Genomic DNA, 18,202 nt, shown 5'->3' with positions numbered 1-18,202 from the left:
GGTAATAGTAATGACTATTGAATGGGTAAAAGAAGGCAATTACGAAGATATTATTTATTCAACATACAATGGCATCGCAAAGATTTCGATTAACCGCCCTGAAGTACATAATGCATTCCGTCCTAAAACGGTAATGGAGTTAATCAATGCTTTTGCGCACGCTCGTGATGATGCAAATGTTGGCGTTATCATTTTAACAGGTGAAGGTGGACGTGCATTCTGTTCTGGCGGCGACCAAAAAGTTCGCGGTCATGGTGGATATGTAGGTGACGACCAAATCCCACGTTTAAACGTATTAGACTTACAACGTCTAATTCGCGCAATCCCTAAACCAGTTATCGCAATGGTAGCAGGTTATGCAATCGGTGGTGGACACGTACTTCATATCGTATGTGACTTAACAATCGCTGCAGAAAACGCTGTATTCGGACAAACAGGTCCTAAAGTAGGAAGCTTTGACGGTGGATACGGAGCTGGTTATTTAGCTCGTATGGTAGGCCATAAGAAAGCTCGTGAAATTTGGTACCTATGCCGTCAATATAGTGCACAAGAAGCGCTTGATATGGGCTTAGTAAACACAGTTGTACCATTAGAGCAACTTGAAGCAGAAACAGTACAATGGTCACAAGAAATTTTAGCAAACAGCCCAATGGCACTTCGTTTCCTAAAAGCTGCATTCAACGCAGACACAGACGGTTTAGCTGGTATACAACAACTAGCTGGAGACGCAACGTTATTGTACTACACAACTGACGAAGCAAAAGAAGGCCGCGACGCGTTCAAAGAAAAACGTACTCCGGACTTCGGTCAATTCCCTCGTTTCCCGTGATCAAACCAAAAGCGGAAGCGGCTCGCTTAGAACAAGAGGGCGTTGGAACTCCTGACAAAGAGGCACTTTTTGCCTCGTAGGAAGGCGTGAAACGACCGACTGTTCTAGCCGCTGTAGCTGGATGTTTCAAAAGCGGAGCCGACTGTTTTGCCCCGCACACAATGTGAGATGCAACCAAAGATCAAACCGGAAACAAAACAACTAAGAGACTTGATTTTATATCAAGTCTCTTTCTTTCATGAAAGGAGAATGAGTGATGGAGACGATGCCGAATTGGTTAATGCAACGTGCATTTTTAACACCAGATCGCACTGCAATTGAAATAGAGGATGAAAAGGTTACTTTTATGCAGCTGCATGAAAAAGTAGTATCTGTTTGTGAACAACTTTCACATGTAGGAGTGAAACGGGCGCAAAAGGTGGCTGTTCTGATGAAAAATGGTATGGAGATGATTACAGTTATTCACGCCTTATCTTACGTAGGTGCAGTAGCTGTGCTTTTAAATACGCGTCTTTCAAGAGAAGAGCTACTTTGGCAAATGGATGATGCTGAAGTTGTTTGTTTAGTGACGGATCAAAAGTTTGAGACGGAAAATGTTCCCGTATATTCATTTGCTGAAGTGATGCAAGGACCGAAGGCGGAAGCATCTATACAAGAAGAATTCTCTTTAGAAGAAGCGATGACAATTATTTATACGTCAGGGACGACAGGGAAACCGAAAGGCGTTATTTTAACGTACGGTAACCACTGGGCAAGTGCAGTCGGTTCCGCGCTTAATTTAGGGCTTCGCGAAGATGATTGTTGGTTAGCTTGTATGCCAATGTTCCATGTTGGCGGGCTATCTCTTTTAATGAAAAATATTATGTATGGTATGCGCATTTTACTCGTTCCGAAATATGATGCTAATTTTATTCATAAAGCACTTCAAACGAGAGGTGTTACGATTATTTCTGTCGTTTCTAAAATGTTAACAGATTTATTAGAACGACTTGGAGAAGGAACATATCCATCTTCTTTACGATGCATGTTACTTGGCGGAGGACCAGCGCCGAAGCCGTTATTAGAAACGTGTGTGGAAAAAGGAATTCCTGTGTATCAAACGTACGGTATGACAGAAACGTCGTCGCAAATTTGTACGTTATCAGCAGATTATATGTTAACGAAAGTAGGATCAGCTGGAAAACCTCTATTTCAATGCCAACTTCGTATTGAAAAAGACGGCGTAGTAGTACCGCCCCGTGCTGAAGGTGAAATTGTTGTAAAAGGACCGAACGTAACAGGTGGCTACTTTAACCGTGAAGATGCGACGCGTGAGGCGATCAGAAATGGTTGGCTTCATACTGGCGACCTCGGTTATTTAGATGAGGAAGGATTTTTATACGTATTAGATCGCCGCAGTGATTTAATTATTTCTGGCGGGGAAAATATATATCCAGCTCAAATTGAAGAAGTATTGCTCTCTCATCCAGCGGTAGTGGAAGCGGGTGTTGTCGGTATGAAGGACGAAAGTTGGGGCCAAGTACCAGCTGCTTTTGTTGTCAAAAGCGGGGCGGTAACAGAAGAAGAAATTCTTCGTTTTTGCGAAGAGAAATTAGCGAAATATAAAGTGCCGAAGAAAGCGTGTTTCTTAGAGGAATTACCACGAAATGCTTCGAAGAAATTGTTAAGACGAGAGTTAAGACAATTAGTGGAGGAGATGTAGGTGGAAATAAAAAAGGCAACACTTTATATAACGGAAATGCCGCTCGTTATCCCATTTGCCGCAAGTTACGGAACTTACGAAAAACGTGAGAGTATCGTCATTGAATTAGAAGATACGGATGGATATGTTGGTTTTGGGGAAGTCGTTGCGTTTTCTGAGCCTTGGTATACGGAAGAAACGGTGAAGACAGCGCTACATGTACTTCAGGATTTTTTATTACCAGATTTATTGAAAGCTGAAATCCCTCATCCGAATGAAGTACCGTCTTTGTTCCAACATATAAAGAGAAACCGAATGGCAAAGGCCGGAATTGAAGGTGCTGTTTGGGATTTATATGCGAAGCGCCAAAAGCAGTCGTTAGCGACATTACTTGGTGGAACTAGGACTGAAATTGAAGTCGGCGTTGTGATTGGGATCAATACGATTCCGGTTATGTTAAAACAACTCGAGAAGTACGCGCAAGAAGGATACGAGCGCTTTAAAGTGAAAATAAAGCCGGAACATGATTACGAATTACTGAAAGAAATTCGTAAAGAGTTTCCGCATATCCCGTTAATGGCTGATGCAAATTCAGCTTATACATTAGCGGATACAGAGAAGTTGAAACGACTAGATGAATTTCAATTGATGATGATTGAACAACCGTTAGCGGATTATGATTTTCTTGATCATGCACAACTGCAAAAGAAAATTGAAACGCCGATTTGTTTAGATGAAAGTATCCATAGTTTAGAAGACGCACGTGTTGCGATTACACTTGGTAGTTGCCAAATCGTTAATATTAAACCGGGGCGAGTGGGAGGATTAACAGAATCCATTCAAATCCATAATTATTGTATGGAGCATAATATCCCGGTTTGGTGCGGCGGTATGGTGGAAATGGGGATTTCACGAGCGCAAAACGTTGCGCTTGCTTCATTGCCGAACTTTACGATTCCTGGAGATATATCTGCTTCTAATAGGCATTGGGAGAGGGATATTATTTCGCCGGAAGTGATGCTTGAGGGCGGGAAAGTGGTTGTGCCGCAAAGTGTTGAAGCTGAGTATGAAGTTGACCGCGGGAGACTAGAAAAAATCACGAAGCAGCGGATTGTTTTGGAGAGGTAAATTGAACCTTTAATCAGGATGCCCGCAAATAGCGGGAGGATTTTGTCGTTAATTGTTGGTAAGTCGATATAATTGAAAAATCGCTGATATAATTCGAGTTACGGTCGATATAATTGAAAAATCGCTGATATAATTCGAGTTACGGTCGATATAATTGAAAAATCGCCGATATAATTCAAGTTGTGGTCGATATATTTGGAAAATCGCCGATATAATTTCATTTACTATCACAGTACAATCGAGCGTATGAAAACGGAATGAGGTAGGGGGACTAAAATGAAGCACATTTCAATTTTAATAGCTGATGATGAAGCGGAAATTGCTGATTTAATTGAGATACATTTAGAAAAAGAGGGTTACCACGTCGTTAAAGCAGCTGATGGAGAAGAAGCCATGCATATTATTCAAACTCAACCAATCGACTTAGTGGTTTTAGATATTATGATGCCGAAAATGGATGGATATGAAGTGACGAGGCAGATTCGCGGCAAGCACCACATGCCAATCATTTTCTTAAGTGCGAAAACATCTGATTTTGATAAGGTGACAGGTCTTGTGCTAGGCGCAGATGATTATATGACGAAGCCTTTCACACCGATTGAATTAGTCGCACGTGTAAATGCACAATTACGCCGATTTCTTACGTTAAATCAACCGAAAGTAGCGGAGAATAAATCTGCTTTAGAAATAGGCGGAGTCGCTATTGATCCTGAGCGAAGAACAGTAAATGTGTACGGAGAGCCAATTGAATTAACACCAAAAGAATTTGATATTTTATATTTATTAGCAAGTCATCCGAAGAAAGTGTACAGTGTGGAAAATATTTTTCAGCAAGTATGGGCTGAAGGGTATTACGAAAGTGGAAATACAGTTATGGTACATATCCGTACTTTGCGGAAAAAACTTGGAGAAGATAAAAGAAAGAATAAGTTAATAAAAACAGTGTGGGGAGTAGGGTATACTTTCAATGGCTAAAAAGATGAGAAGCTTTCGATTGAAGATGGTTATGCTATTTGCGTTAAGTATGATATTAGCTGCTGGCGTAACGTATTTACTTTATGAAGGATTACGGATCTATTATAAATTAGTAGTTCGTTATGAGGATCCTTTAGCTCAATTGCGTTCAATGGTAAGACAAATTGGGGATATTAATTTCTTTTTAATCATTTTCATCCCTCTGTCCATTATGTTTTTCTTCTTCCTTACTAGGCCGTATTTAAAGTATTTTGATGAGATTTCAAACGGGATTCATCATTTGGCGAACGGAGATTTTACAAATCAAGTTCGCGTTTCATCAAATGATGAGTTTGGATATATCGCCCGCGAAATGAATGTAGCGAGTGAGAAATTAAAAGAAGCAGTTGAACGAGGAGATTTTGCGGAAAGTAGTAAGGATCAGCTCATTGTTAACTTAGCTCATGATTTAAGAACGCCATTAACATCTGTTTTAGGTTATTTAGATTTAATTCTTAAAGATGAGAATTTGACGAAGGAACAAATTAAACACTTTTCTACAATTGCTTTTACAAAATCCGAAAGACTGGAAAGCTTAATTGATGAATTATTTGAAATAACGAGAATGAATTATGGCATGTTGCAAATTGAAAAAAGACCAATTGATATAAGTGAATTACTCATACAGTTAGAGGAAGAATTGTATCCGTTATTAGAAAAAAAGGATTTAGAGGCGAGATTGAATATGAATCCGCATTTACCTATTAATGGTGACGGAAAATTATTAGCACGAGTATTTGAAAATCTTTTAACGAATGCAATTCGCTATGGGTATGATGGAAAGTTTGTTGATGTGAACGGATATATTGATCGTGAAGAGGTAGTTGTACAAATTATAAATTACGGAGATAGTATTCCAGAAGAAGATTTACCGTATCTTTTTGATATGTTTTATACAGGTGATAAAGCTAGAACGGAGCAGCAAGGTAGTACAGGCCTTGGGTTATTTATTGCGAAAAATATTGTCGAGCAGCATAACGGTACCATTTCTGCTGAAAGTAATGTAATTAGAACGATATTTGAAGTGAGATTACCAAAAGAAGAGAATCAGGCGATTTAATAAAAATTTAAACTTTACCCCACTTTTTATTTTAATAGTTTTTTCTATTCTATACGTAAGTTACGTTAAGGAGGAACTAGAAATGAAAAAGTGGGTATTTATTTCTCTTTTTATATTATGTACAGTCTGTGTAGGCTTTTATATATCACCATTATTTCAAAAGGATATCGATGTTAAAATTGCAGAAAAAGATAATAAGGTAAAATCGGCGAATATTGAAAAGGTAGAGGTTACAAAAGAAGAGATTTATAAGGGAAATCTATTATTAGTTAATAAAGATTACCCAGTTAAAAAAGATAGTATTAGGTCCGACATTATAAATGTAAATCACAATAGTGAATTAGTAAGAGGTTATGTGGTATTTGATAGAAATCTTCGTTTAGCAAAGGATATTGTAAAAAAGTTTTTAAACGTTGTCGATGCAGCTGGCAAAGATGGAGTACAGCATTTCTTAATGAGTAGCGGGTATCGAGATTTTAAAGAACAAAGTAAATTATATAAAGAAATGGGATCCGATTATGCACTTCCAGCAGGATACAGTGAACATAATTTAGGGTTATCACTCGATGTAGGGTCTACTCAGAAGAAAATGGAGAAGGCTCCTGAAGGAAAATGGATTGAAGAGAACGTCTGGAAATATGGATTTGTTTTACGTTATCCGAAAAATAAAAGTAATATTACGGGTATTCAATATGAGCCATGGCATATACGCTATGTAGGCTTACCTCATAGTGCGATTATGCAAAAAGAGAAAATTACATTAGAGGAATACTTGGACTTTCTAAAAGAGAAAAAAGAGATCTCAACGGATGTGGAAGGTAAGAAATATACGGTTTCTTATTATAAAGTTTCAGATCGTATGAACGTGAATGTTCCGGTGAATAAGCAGTATGAAATCTCGGGGAACAATATGGACGGGGTTATTGTGACGGTTCAGGAATAGGTGTTTCTTTGAAGTAAAGTTTGATTCTCCCATGATAACGTTTTGTAATGGGAGAATCAAACTAGAGGAACAGGTACAATTTTTAATAATAGAAAAAGTAATCTTTATATGAAGAATATTTTAATTAACATCTTCTCAACGGCTTTCATTCAGAGTAAAAAAGGTTGGAGCCTCATCAATATTCTTCAGCCATATATATTCTTGACCATGTAAACCATCCTTCACCCAGACATCACCTTTATATACATTTGTCTTCTTACGAAACCAAGTAAGATAAGATCCAACAACTTGAGGATCTTCATCAAGTTCATTCTTTTTTGGGGAGGAGATTTGTTTTTGTTCTTCTGTTTTTATATTAATAATATAAAGCGTTGTGATCATCGGCGGAACAGGCCCTTCCGTCCATTCTTTGTTCTCCTTTGCACGAGCCACAATCACTTTGTCTGGTGAGAACCATTCCAAATCAAGGTCTACATAACCTACAGGTGTGTATTCCTTTTGTTGCTTTGATGTCAGTATATCTGCAACTGTGGTTTTCTTATTTTCAACAAAAAATCTTCCTTCTCCTGAAATATAGGCCAGTTGATTGGCTGATGGAGCCCACTTTATCCAATCTTTGAATCCTAGCATTTCACCAATCGCTTGAAAGTGTTTCCCTTTTGATGAGATAACACATAACGTATTGCTATCCATTGACAAGGAAGCAGTAGGAGTGGCCAAAAAGCTAACCCACTTTCCATCAGAACTCCACTTAAAATAGTTAGTACCAATCGCAAATAAATCAGTTTCATTTGTTTGAATCGTATAAAAAGGTGTTATTTTATCTTTAGCAAGATTTGCATCTACTTGAATTCTATAAAGTGGGATTGGACCCCATCCAGTAGGACGCAAGCAGGAGTGTGAGGAAACGATAAATTCTTTTCCGTTCGGGAACCATTCGAAATCACTGATCCCAAGTGATACATTTTCAAACCCTTGTGGGCGACCATTCTTTATTTTTGTAACGTTTAATACACCTTGATCAGTGTAGGCCAATTGATTTTTGTTAGGAGCCCATTTAAAGTCAGAGGTTACGACCTGTACATAAGGCTGATAGCTTATTTTCTCCTTAGTATCATAAATGAATAGGTTAGATTTTTCCCCCTTTTCATCACTATCAATATAACCAAGAAACCTACCATCATACGACCATTTTGGAGAATACACATATTGATTCTTTGTGATTTGTATTTCTTGATTTCTTTTTTTAATCCATAGCTGATGGTCACGAATAAATGCAGCAGTGAGTGGTGGGGCATCTGCGCTAACCGTCATTGGTAAATACAAAGTGATTAAGATTATAAATAATAAAATTCGAAATCCCAAGGACATCCCTCCTGCTTATAGGTTGTCCTGATATTTACTGGGAACTCTCACCAAAATGTTGATTTTAATTTATAATCTTCTTTAACAGAACGAAACAATTTACATTTAAACATTATAACGTTATATTTACTTTTCGTTTTTTTCGTGCTACTCTAAATATGAGAAAGAGATATAAAAATGAAACTTTAATGTAAGCGTATTCTTATGGCTTCTTATAGAAAAGGGTGGAAATACAATGACAGAACGATTCGTGCTACGTAATGTGAAACGTGTGAACGGGGAAGAGATTGACATTGTAGTTGAAAATAATAAAATCGCACAGATGACGAAAGCTGGTTTTGGCGAAGGTGGAAAGGTTCTTGATTACGCAGGTACTTACGTATCGAGTGGATGGATTGATTTGCACGTTCATGCTTTTCCAGAGTTTGATCCGTATGGCGATGAGGTGGATAAAATTGGCGTTAAGCAAGGGGTAACGACAATTGTTGATGCGGGAAGCTGCGGAGCTGATCGCATTGCGGATTTAGTATTAAGTAGAGAGCAGGCAAAAACGAATTTATTTGCCTTTTTAAATATTTCTCGCATCGGTTTGAAACGAATTGATGAATTATCCAATATGGAATGGATAGATAAAGAGAAAGTAATAGATGCAGTAGAAAAGTATAAAGATGTAATCGTTGGGTTAAAAGCGAGAATGAGTAAAAGTGTTGTTTGTGATAGCGGAATTGAACCGCTGCACGTGGCTCGCTCGTTATCTAGCGAAACATCATTACCAATTATGGTACATATCGGTTCAGCGCCTCCACGTATAGAGGAAGTCGTACCACTTCTAGAAAAAGATGATGTGATTACACATTACTTAAACGGGAAAGAAAATAATTTATTTGATGAAGAAGGAAAACCGCTACCAGTGTTAATCGATGCAGTGAATCGCGGCGTGCATTTAGATGTTGGGCATGGTAATGCTAGCTTTTCTTTTAAAGTAGCAGAGGCAGCGAAGCGTCACGGTATTGCCTTTAATACAATTAGTACAGATATTTACCGGAAGAACCGTATACATGGTCCAGTTTATAGTATGGCTAACGTTCTTTCGAAATTCCTTTACTTAGGTTACACGCTTGAAGAAGTAATTGATGCGGTTACGAAAAATGCGGCAGAGTGGCTGAAAAAACCAGAGCTTGGCCGCATTCAAGAAGGGGATATTGCGAACTTAACTTTGTTTACGGTTAAAGATGAACCGATTACGTTAATTGATTCAGAAGGGGATCAGCGCATTGCTGAAAGAAGAATTGATACGAAAGGGGTTGTAATCAATGGGGCATTCATTGAATGCTAAGTATGGATTAAAACGTGTAATTAATGCGAGCGGCAGAATGAGTATTTTAGGTGTATCCGCTCCGACAAATACAGTCATGGATGCGATGAAACATGGCGGACAAAATTATGTAGAGATTGCAGATTTAGTAGATAAAGCGGGAGACCATATTGCTAGCATTCTAGATTCAGAGGCAGCAGTTGTTGTGAACTCAGCATCGAGCGGAATTGCGCTTTCTATCGCTGGTATTGTGACAGGAGGAAATCGTCGTAAAAGTGAACGGCTTCATCAAGAGGTTATTGTGAAAAATGAAGTGATCATGCTGAAAGGTCATAACGTACAATACGGTGCTCCTGTTGAAACGATGATTTATTTAGGCGGCGGTAAGCTCGTTGAAGTAGGTTACGCAAATGAAGGGAAAGCAGAGCATATTGAAGATGGGATTGGTGAAAATACAGCAGCTATTCTTTATGTAAAATCCCATCATGCAGTGCAAAAAAATATGATTTCTGTTGAAGAAGCATGGGAAGTTGCACAGCGAAATAATGTACCACTTATCGTTGATGCGGCAGCTGAAGAAGACATTCAAAAATATGTGAAGTATTCAGATCTAGCAATTTATAGCGGTTCAAAGGCGATTGAAGGACCTACTTCTGGTATTGTTGGCGGTAAACGAAAATATATTGAATGGCTAAAGGTGCAATTACATTGCATCGGAAGAAGTATGAAAGTTGGGAAAGAGACGACTTTCGGTTTACTTCAAGCACTGGATGAATACGGAGTGAAAGAAGATAAGAGTGAACAAGAAAAAGAATTGTTGCAAGTACTTATGCCGCTGAAAGAGTTAAACGGTGTAAATGTAACAATCGTTCAAGATGAAGCTGGAAGAGCAATTTTTAGAGCACGTATCCATATTAACGAGAACGAATTAAATAAAACTGCAAAAGATGTTGTGACCGCGTTACGCGAAGGGGAAATCGCAATTTACACACGTGATTACGGAGTAAGACAAGGGTTCTTTGATATTGATCCACGTCCACTTCAAGGTGATGATATACATGTGATTGAAGAAAAAATGAGAGAAATTGTAGGGGGAAACTAAAATGACAAACATTCAAAAACGTTTTTATAAAGGCCGCGTGGCATTAAATGTATTAGCGAACAATATCCGAAATGCGAAAGACATTTTTGAAGCAGCAGAAGGTTATGTAGTAGTCGGCGTTTTATCAAAAGATTATCCGACAGTAGAAGAAGCAGTTACAGCGATGAAAGCATACGGAAAAGAAATTGATGACGCTGTATCAATCGGACTAGGTGCTGGAGATAATCGTCAAGCGGCGGTTGTAGCTGAAATTGCGAAGTATTATCCTGGTAGTCATATTAACCAAGTGTTCCCTTCAGTTGGGGCAACGCGCGCAAATCTTGGCGGAAAAGATAGCTGGATTAATAGTTTAGTATCACCAACAGGGAAAGTAGGTTACGTAAATATTTCTACTGGGCCAATAAGTGCGGCTGGAGAAGAAAAGGCGATCGTTCCAATTAAAACAGCGATCGCACTTGTACGTGATATGGGCGGAAATTCATTGAAATACTTCCCGATGAAAGGTTTGGCTCATGAAGAAGAATATCGCGCAGTTGCGAAAGCTTGTGCGGAAGAAGGATTCGCATTAGAGCCAACAGGCGGAATTGATAAAGAGAACTTTGAAACAATTGTACGTATTGCGCTTGAAGCAAACGTAGAGCAAGTTATCCCGCATGTGTACTCTTCTATTATTGATAAAGAAACTGGCAATACGAAAGTAGAAGATGTTTGCGAACTATTAGCGGTAGTGAAGAAGTTAGTTGATCAATATGCGTAAGAAAATTACAGCGTTCGGCGAAGTAATGATGCGCCTGCAAGTACCAGGATATGAATTGTTGTCGCAAGCTAATACGCTAAATTATTCTTTTTCAGGTACAGGTGTGAACGTTGCAGCCGCACTTTCTCATCTAGGGCATGAAGGTTTTCTTATTTCAACTTTACCTGAAAATTCAGTTGGAGATGCAGCGGTATCGCACATTCAAAAACTAGGGATTCAAGCACCGTTTATTTCAAGAGGCGGTAAATATGTTGGTATGTACTTTTTAGAAAATGGATTTGGCGCACGTGCAAGCCGCGTTACGTATTCCAATCGTTTAGAAAGTAGTTTCAACACAGCATCTGAAGAGATGTACCAATTTGAAGAAATCGCCAAGGAGATTGATATCGTTCATTTTTGCGGAATTACACTTGCGATGAATGATACTGTGCGTCATCATATGAAGTCTTTAGCGAAAGCAGTTAAGGCAAACGGAGGTACTGTTGTTTTTGATTGCAACTATCGTCCATCGCTTTGGGGAGAAGATGGGTATGAACAGGCGAAACCTCATTATGAAGAAATGCTAGGGCTAGCTGATATTGTAATGATGAACGAAAAAGATGCAATGTTCGTTCTTGGAATGAAAACAGAAGAGACAGAGCGAGAAGCACAACTTGTTGACCTTATTCCAAAAGTGGCTGAAATATATCATATCGCTACAATTGCTGGTACTCATCGATCTATTAATAGTGATAATACACACTCACTTCGCGGATTCATATGTAAAAATGGAGCGTTCACTTTTGCAAAAACACTTACGTTTTCTGTGTATGATAGAATAGGTGCTGGAGATGCTTATACGAGCGGAATTATTCATGGCGAGATAGAAGAGTTTGCACCAGAGAAAGCTGTTTCATTTGCGTCAGCAGCTGGAATGCTTGCACATACAATCGTCGGTGATACGCCAATGTCATCAGAGAATGATATACTTCGGGCAATGACGGCATCAGTAGGTGATGTAGAAAGGTAGTGGGTGTAACGGTGAACGTAACGAGAAAAAAAGGACCATTATATTTACAAATTAAAAATATTATTCGTGATCGAATATTACATGGCGTATATGCCATTCATACGAATATTCCTTCTGAACCACAATTAGAAGAAGAGTTCAAAGTGAGTAAAATTACAGTGCGAAACGCAATTAAAGAACTCGCTCAAGAAGGATATTTAGAAAAGAAAAGCGGTAAAGGAACGAAAGTCATTCGTAATACTTCTGCGACAAAACTTTCAAAAGGTAAAAAATTTACAGAAGTGTTAGTGGAAGAAGGCTATAAAGTACAAAAGAAATTGTTAAAGGCAGAAGTAGTACATAATGAAGAAGGATCAGTGCCATTTCGTTTATTTGGCAAAGAGAGTTTCAGAATCGAGCGTCTATACGCTTTAAATGATGCCCCGTACATTCATTATACGCACTATTTTTCAGCGCGAATGGCAAGTACAGACTTATCGGACTTTGATTTACAATCGCTTTATGATTTAGTCGAGGACCGAGGTATACATTTAGAAAACTTCAGAGATGAATTCGCTGTTGGATTTGCACCTAGTTTCGTTGCGGAATATTTAGGTGAAAAAGAAGGGACAGCATTATTAAAACGTATGCGCTATTCTTACGATGAAGTTGGCGAAGTAATTGAATATAGTGAAGGCTACTACAATACGGAAATGCAGCATTATGTAGTTAATTATGATATATAGAAAGTGAAGAGGGAGGAGAATACTCCCTCTTTTTTTATGAAAATAATCCGTATCAAGAGAGATAGGGAATGGATATATACGTATTAATTTTCACTTTAACTGAACATATTTACTAAAAGAAAGAAGGTACCTAATTAAAGGTATCTTCTTTTTCTTTTGCAGCCCATTTCTCAAAACAAGCCCGTTTTTAGGAATGCCAAGCTTCCTATTTGCCCTGAAAACATAATATAAATGGAATCCCCTCATTTAGAGCAAGGTGAACTTGTTATGAATGATACTAAAGGAGGAATAGAGTAATGAGCGAAAAGTGTGAACACAGACATGATGATTGCGACCGTAGACGTGGCTGCGGAGGCGGTTTTGCGCTTCTAATCGTATTGTTTATTTTATTAATCATTATCGGTGCTAGCTGCTTCGGCGGAGGCGGTGGTTGTGGTTACGGCGGTTATGGTGGCTATGGCGGCGGCTATGGTGGCTACTGCTAATTATTAAAAACTATTGAAAATGGCCTTGTGCAATACGCACAAGGCCATTTTATTCATGTTCTAATATGCTGTGATAATTTATTGATGTAAAGAGAACGGATTAAGAAGAAGAAAATAATCTCGATAATCCCGAACAAAGTAAGTATAATCACTAATTCTTTTAATAAAGAGAAAGAAAACATGCTTTGTAAAAACTGAATCGCAAATATTGTATGAATACCAGCAACGATATAAGGAATGAAAAATAAAATCCCTAATTGAATTGTTGCAGAACGAAACATTTCTGATTCTGTTAAGCCGAGTTTTGTAATTGTAATGTACTTTTGTTTTTCAGTCGTTAAGTCGTTATACATACGGAAGTATAAAACACTGGCTGCCCCGATAAAGAAAATAAAGCCGAGAAATGTCCAAATAAAGAAAGTAGCAATTGAATTTCCTTTACTGTAGTTTAGATCATCAGCAGCTGTATAAATATCAAATGGGGCGTTAGGAGCCAATTCTGGATCTTTATATGCCTTATAGAAGCTATCCGTATCATTTCTAATATGTTTTAACATATTTTTCGTCGGAACAATTGCATTTTCCCAGTTTTCAACGAAGTAGTTATAAACTATGGTCGTTTCAATATGAGGAATCATATTATCAAATACATAATCTTGTACAACAATTATATGTGGGAAAAGAAAGGATGGTTCGATCCCTTTATTAATAAATCCTTTAATATGAAATTCCTTTTTATTAGATCCGAGTGTAATTGTATTTTGTTTTGCAAATGGATTTGATACAAGATTTAAGAGTTCTGGCGAGTACCGAGAAATAATATAAACTTGTGTAGAATCAAGGGTTATTTCCGGTCTCTTTAATTGTTTCGCAAGTGTGTTATAGTCACTCATTTTCATAAGAGTAATGTCTTCTTTTAAAGCGGTATCTTTTAACATTGTAACCTTATGCTTATTGTATTGAAAATTAGCATTTGTAAGCTCCGTTTCAATTGTAGCAATGTGCTTTTGTTCAAATGGATTTTCACCTTTGGACGTATATGTGAAGGGGAAAGGATATTGTTCTACTATCGATGCTTTCGTATTATTATTAGCAGCAAATAACCCGGTAATAATTGTAAATGCAAGTGCTGACAACATAGAAACGATAAAGAGCACATTAATATTACTACGCGTACGGCTAGCTAAATCTGAAATCCATAACATGTTTATTTGTTTCATATAAAACTTTCTCCGCTTTTTTAAAATAAAAATAAGGAGAAGAAATGTTTGTGAAAAGAATAAATATGTGCCGACTATTACGAGCGGTAAAATAGATAAAATAATAAGGTATACAGAGCCGTTTTGTGCATTTTTTTCTGTTACGTAGCCTTGTGGATAACCGGCGATATAATAGCACAGCCCTAAACAAATTAAGGCAAATAATGAAATGAGTATAGACGGCCTTTTTTCGTCTTTTTCCTTTTTATTATTTTTAATTAATCGAGTTGTTTTCCGAGTGCGAATGAACATCGGTGTAAATGTAGAAACGATGAAAAATAAAATAATAAAAGTTACTGTTGTAACGATAATAGCTTCTGTTGGCCAATATAAATAGAGGCCTTTTGCATTTGTTAATTTAGAAGTAACGAGTAAGAAAAAGTTAGAAAATACAAGACCGCCTTGAATACCTGCAAAGATAGCGAGCATTCCGATTATCATGTTTTCAGTAAACAAAAGACGCTTTAATTGTTTTTGAGATATACCGAGAACAGTTAAAATGCCAAATTGTTGTTTCCGTACATTTAAAAATGTTCCGATAGAATATAAGAGAAAGAAGAACGAGAACAAAACGATAACAAACTGTGCCATGCCAGCTAAGTTCATGAGTGGATCTCGTTCTTGTAATTTATTCATAATTTGTAATCGCGGATGATATGCGTATACAGTAAATGAAAAGAAAACCATGATAGAAAACGCACTACTTACAAAATAAGCGAAATATGCTTTAGAATTACGTGAGACATTTTTAAATGCAAACTGCCAAAACGTCATCCACGTCTTCCTCCTAATAATGCTAAAACATCTAATATTTCTTGATAAAACTTCTCGCGATATAATCCGCGGTGTAATTCGTTGTAAAGCCCACCATCTTTAATGAAAATAACTCGGTTACAATAACTTGCTGCAAACGGATCGTGAGTAACCATTAAAATTGTTGCATCTTCTTCTTTATTTAATTTCGTAAATAATTCCATTACATCAATTGCCGCTTTCGAATCTAAGTTTCCTGTCGGTTCATCCGCAAGTAGAAGTGATGGGTGATGAATAACAGCACGTGCTACTGCGGTACGTTGTGCTTGTCCTCCAGAAACTTCAAAAATACGCTTGTCCAAAATATGATCAATTCCAAGTTTTGTTGAAATGTTATCGAGCTTCTCGTCCATTTCTTTCAAAGGGACATTATCTAACGTTAAAGGCAGCACGATATTTTCACCGATTGTTAGTGTATCTAATAGGTTAAAGTTTTGGAAAACAAATCCTAACTCTTGGCGACGGAAAATAGCAAGCTTCTCTCTGCGGAACGTGTGCGGTTGTTTTCCATTAATAATGACTTCACCAGAAGTAGGTGAATCAATTGTAGAGATAACGTTTAAAAATGTAGATTTCCCGCTTCCAGACGGCCCCATAATTGCAACGAATTCACCTTTATCTACGTGTAAATTTATATTTTTTAAAGCAGTATGAGGGACTTTTCCTTCATACACTTTTGAGACGTTTTTTATGTGTAATACTTCTTCCATAATAATCACCTTTCTATTTTTAAAACTTAATATGTTGTGATAATTTTTGCATATAAAAGGAACGAATTAAAAGGAAAAAGAGAATTTCAACCGTTCCAAAGATTACAAGTACAACTGTAATCTCAGCGAATAATGAGAGATTTAATATTTCTTGCAACATCTTTGTCGCAAACATCGTATGGATCGATGCCATAATGTATGGAACAAAGAATAAGATAGCAAGTTGAATTGTCGCTGAACGCTTCATCTCGGCTTCTGTTAAGCCGATTTTCGTAATCGTTATATACTTTTCTTGCTCAGTTGTTAAATCTGTATACATTCGGAAGTAAAGAACACTGCCAGCACCGATAAAGAAAATAACGCCAAGGAAAGTTCCGATTAAGAAAAAGGAAGCAATATTTAGTTTCGTGTTGTATAAAGAGTCACTTGCTTCACTTGCGTGGAACGGTGGATGTTCTGCTTGAATCGTCGCATTGTCGTTAGCGATTTTTGTTATAAATGCTGAACCAATATTATATGCTTTTTCCCAATCCAGAACTTTGAAGCTATATACACTCATTTGTTTCGAAATAGATGATAATGCTTCTACATTCTCATCAGATAGTACGATTAATTGAGGTACTAAGCCAATTGGGAACGGGCTATAACTTGTATAGTCTTTCACCTGCAATTGTAAAGAGTTTTGAGTAAGTGTAAGAGTGTTTTTCTTTTCCTTATTATGAAGCGTTCCAATGACTTGAGCATCTAAATCTTTAATTAAGATATAAGACTCGTCTTTATTCACTGTGAGAGTTTCCCAATTTAATGCCTTAGCCAGTATATTATAGTCACTTTGTTTAATGGCATAATAGAGCTGCGGGCTTTCTTCCGCCGAAGATACTTCATATATATCCGTTTTAAATTTTGTATAAGTAAAGTGCTCTTCATTAAATTTTTGCTCTAACCAGTTTAAATGTTGATCAGCTAACGTATTTTCAGTATGAGATAAATACGTAAACGGGAAAGGGTTTTGCCTAATTTCCTCAAACTTTGTAAATTTCCCGAACCCATATAAGAATGTAATCATTGTAAAAGCGAGCGTTGATAGCATCGCTACAATAAAGAGCATGTTAATATTCGTTCGAATACGAGTTGCTAAATCGGAAATCCAAAGCATATTAATACGTTTCATATAAAATTTTCTTCTTGTCTTTAATATGCGAATGAGCAAGAAGCTAATTTGTGAGAAGAAGAAGTATGTTCCGGCTGCAATAAGCGATGGAATGACAAATATACTAGAGACGACATACAAAAGCCCAATGATGTCACCTAACGACATAAAATACAGAGGATTTGCGGCTAACGCATACCCAGATATTAAACATATCGCACCGAATAAAGAAACGAGTACGGATGCTTTTTTTTCTTTATGTTGTTTTCCTGATTTTAAAAGTCGTACAGCTTTTCTCGTACGGATGAGCATTGGTGTAAAGGAAGATACCAGAATAAAGAGACCGAGAAAGGTTATAGTCGTTAAAACAATGGCACTTGTCGGCCAATATAAATATAAACCAGGTACATGTGTAATTTTGGCGGTAACTAATAAAAAGAACTGTGAAAAGACAAGTCCGAGTTGAATTCCAAAAAATATAGAAAGAATGCCAATTAACATATTTTCTAAAAAGACGAGCCTTTTTAATTGTTGTTGAGAGATGCCAAGTACTGTTAAAATTCCAAACTGTTTTTTTCGTACTTTTAAAAACGTACCAATCGAATATAGTAAAAAGAAAAATGAAAAAAACGCAATGACAACTTCTGAAATTGTCATTAATATGTTCAGAGCATAATTCACGTCTGTCATATGCAATTTAGGATGAAATAAATAAACCGCAAATGAGAAAAAAATAGCAATGGAAAACGCACTGCTTACAAAATAGGCGAAATAAGCTCTGGCGTTCCGTGTTACGTTTTTAAAGGCAAACTGCCAAAATGTCATTCACCTGAACCTCCTAATAGAGTGAAGAGGAA

The 18,202-nt window shown here is 37.3% G+C and carries 16 protein-coding genes; 12 read left to right on the top strand and 4 right to left on the bottom strand.

Translation table 11 applies throughout. From position 1 onward, the window contains the following. Positions 1–10: 10 nt before the first annotated feature. From menB to EXW56_RS23245, 6 genes are all read left to right on the top strand, one after another. Entirely contained in the window at positions 11–829 is an 819-nt protein-coding gene (gene menB / locus EXW56_RS23270) for a 1,4-dihydroxy-2-naphthoyl-CoA synthase (RefSeq protein WP_002199000.1), read from the top strand. Positions 830–1,085: 256 nt separating this feature from the next. Further along, a complete protein-coding gene (locus EXW56_RS23265; protein WP_215557632.1) occupies positions 1,086–2,531 on the top strand; it encodes an o-succinylbenzoate--CoA ligase in 1,446 nt (481 codons plus the stop codon). Beyond that, the gene (menC, locus tag EXW56_RS23260; RefSeq protein ID WP_002199002.1) at positions 2,532–3,638 is read left to right on the top strand and encodes an o-succinylbenzoate synthase; all 1,107 of its coding nucleotides are present in this window, start codon (positions 2,532–2,534) and stop codon (positions 3,636–3,638) included. 276 nt (positions 3,639–3,914) lie between these two features. Beyond that, positions 3,915–4,613 carry a response regulator transcription factor gene (locus EXW56_RS23255; protein ID WP_002112536.1) on the top strand — a complete coding sequence of 233 codons (699 nt, stop codon included), beginning with the start codon at positions 3,915–3,917 and terminating at the stop codon, positions 4,611–4,613. Then, positions 4,606–5,712 (top strand): sensor histidine kinase, encoded by a 1,107-nt coding sequence (locus tag EXW56_RS23250; protein WP_098988752.1) that lies wholly within the window; start codon positions 4,606–4,608, stop codon positions 5,710–5,712. Before EXW56_RS23255 ends, EXW56_RS23250 begins: the two co-directional genes overlap by 8 nt. A gap of 82 nt (positions 5,713–5,794) precedes the next feature. Next, entirely contained in the window at positions 5,795–6,655 is an 861-nt protein-coding gene (locus EXW56_RS23245) for a M15 family metallopeptidase (protein ID WP_215597005.1), read from the top strand. 135 nt (positions 6,656–6,790) lie between these two features. Here the strand turns inward: EXW56_RS23245 and EXW56_RS23240 are convergent, their stop codons facing one another. After that, on the bottom strand, positions 6,791–8,020 hold the full coding sequence (locus tag EXW56_RS23240) for a translocation protein TolB (protein WP_215597004.1): 1,230 nt from the start codon (positions 8,018–8,020) through the stop codon (positions 6,791–6,793). A 235-nt stretch (positions 8,021–8,255) separates the two neighbouring features. Here EXW56_RS23240 and EXW56_RS23235 point away from each other — a divergent pair, with 235 nt between their 5' ends. The 6 genes from EXW56_RS23235 (at position 8,256) to EXW56_RS23210 (ending at position 13,413) form a co-directional block, all read left to right on the top strand. Beyond that, positions 8,256–9,356, top strand: coding sequence for an amidohydrolase/deacetylase family metallohydrolase (locus EXW56_RS23235; RefSeq protein ID WP_215597003.1), 1,101 nt, complete (start codon positions 8,256–8,258; stop codon positions 9,354–9,356). Continuing rightward, positions 9,334–10,437 carry a DgaE family pyridoxal phosphate-dependent ammonia lyase gene (locus EXW56_RS23230; protein ID WP_215597002.1) on the top strand — a complete coding sequence of 368 codons (1,104 nt, stop codon included), beginning with the start codon at positions 9,334–9,336 and terminating at the stop codon, positions 10,435–10,437. The genes EXW56_RS23235 and EXW56_RS23230 overlap by 23 nt, the downstream gene beginning before the upstream one ends. A 1-nt stretch (position 10,438) precedes the next feature. Beyond that, a complete protein-coding gene (dagF, locus tag EXW56_RS23225) occupies positions 10,439–11,194 on the top strand; it encodes a 2-dehydro-3-deoxy-phosphogluconate aldolase (protein ID WP_098988755.1) in 756 nt (251 codons plus the stop codon). Further along, positions 11,187–12,203, top strand: coding sequence for a sugar kinase (locus tag EXW56_RS23220; protein WP_098988756.1), 1,017 nt, complete (start codon positions 11,187–11,189; stop codon positions 12,201–12,203). Before dagF ends, EXW56_RS23220 begins: the two co-directional genes overlap by 8 nt. Then, positions 12,203–12,928 carry a GntR family transcriptional regulator gene (locus EXW56_RS23215; RefSeq protein ID WP_002112523.1) on the top strand — a complete coding sequence of 242 codons (726 nt, stop codon included), beginning with the start codon at positions 12,203–12,205 and terminating at the stop codon, positions 12,926–12,928. Before EXW56_RS23220 ends, EXW56_RS23215 begins: the two co-directional genes overlap by 1 nt. 296 nt (positions 12,929–13,224) lie before the next feature. Then, positions 13,225–13,413: a YjcZ family sporulation protein gene (locus EXW56_RS23210; protein ID WP_002199009.1), complete on the top strand. Its 189-nt coding sequence runs from the start codon at positions 13,225–13,227 to the stop codon at positions 13,411–13,413. 53 nt (positions 13,414–13,466) lie between these two features. Here EXW56_RS23210 and EXW56_RS23205 read toward each other — a convergent pair whose 3' ends face one another. Genes EXW56_RS23205 through EXW56_RS23195 form a run of 3 tightly spaced genes read right to left on the bottom strand, consistent with a single transcriptional unit; the run spans position 13,467 to position 18,170 of the window. Continuing rightward, on the bottom strand, positions 13,467–15,446 hold the full coding sequence (locus tag EXW56_RS23205; protein WP_098988757.1) for an FtsX-like permease family protein: 1,980 nt from the start codon (positions 15,444–15,446) through the stop codon (positions 13,467–13,469). Continuing rightward, complete coding sequence (locus tag EXW56_RS23200; protein WP_002112520.1) at positions 15,443–16,195, bottom strand: ABC transporter ATP-binding protein; 753 nt, start codon at positions 16,193–16,195, stop codon at positions 15,443–15,445. The genes EXW56_RS23205 and EXW56_RS23200 overlap by 4 nt, the downstream gene beginning before the upstream one ends. A gap of 19 nt (positions 16,196–16,214) precedes the next feature. Continuing rightward, positions 16,215–18,170, bottom strand: coding sequence for an FtsX-like permease family protein (locus tag EXW56_RS23195; RefSeq protein WP_215597001.1), 1,956 nt, complete (start codon positions 18,168–18,170; stop codon positions 16,215–16,217). Positions 18,171–18,202 lie beyond the last annotated feature (32 nt).

This window comes from Bacillus mycoides (genome assembly GCF_018742245.1).
GTDB lineage: Bacteria > Bacillota > Bacilli > Bacillales > Bacillaceae_G > Bacillus_A > Bacillus_A cereus_U.
This window is presented reverse-complemented; position numbering and strand designations above follow the sequence as displayed.

Coding starts and splice junctions, on each gene's coding strand:
- EXW56_RS23200 (WP_002112520.1), bottom strand. CDS start 16,195: ATGGAAGAAGTATTACACATAAAAAACGTCTCAAAAGTGTATGAAGGA.
- EXW56_RS23220 (WP_098988756.1), top strand. CDS start 11,187: ATGCGTAAGAAAATTACAGCGTTCGGCGAAGTAATGATGCGCCTGCAA.
- EXW56_RS23210 (WP_002199009.1), top strand. CDS start 13,225: ATGAGCGAAAAGTGTGAACACAGACATGATGATTGCGACCGTAGACGT.
- EXW56_RS23195 (WP_215597001.1), bottom strand. CDS start 18,170: ATGACATTTTGGCAGTTTGCCTTTAAAAACGTAACACGGAACGCCAGA.
- dagF (WP_098988755.1), top strand. CDS start 10,439: ATGACAAACATTCAAAAACGTTTTTATAAAGGCCGCGTGGCATTAAAT.
- EXW56_RS23205 (WP_098988757.1), bottom strand. CDS start 15,446: ATGACGTTTTGGCAGTTTGCATTTAAAAATGTCTCACGTAATTCTAAA.
- EXW56_RS23255 (WP_002112536.1), top strand. CDS start 3,915: ATGAAGCACATTTCAATTTTAATAGCTGATGATGAAGCGGAAATTGCT.
- EXW56_RS23265 (WP_215557632.1), top strand. CDS start 1,086: ATGGAGACGATGCCGAATTGGTTAATGCAACGTGCATTTTTAACACCA.
- EXW56_RS23230 (WP_215597002.1), top strand. CDS start 9,334: ATGGGGCATTCATTGAATGCTAAGTATGGATTAAAACGTGTAATTAAT.
- EXW56_RS23245 (WP_215597005.1), top strand. CDS start 5,795: ATGAAAAAGTGGGTATTTATTTCTCTTTTTATATTATGTACAGTCTGT.
- EXW56_RS23250 (WP_098988752.1), top strand. CDS start 4,606: ATGGCTAAAAAGATGAGAAGCTTTCGATTGAAGATGGTTATGCTATTT.
- EXW56_RS23235 (WP_215597003.1), top strand. CDS start 8,256: ATGACAGAACGATTCGTGCTACGTAATGTGAAACGTGTGAACGGGGAA.
- menB (WP_002199000.1), top strand. CDS start 11: ATGACTATTGAATGGGTAAAAGAAGGCAATTACGAAGATATTATTTAT.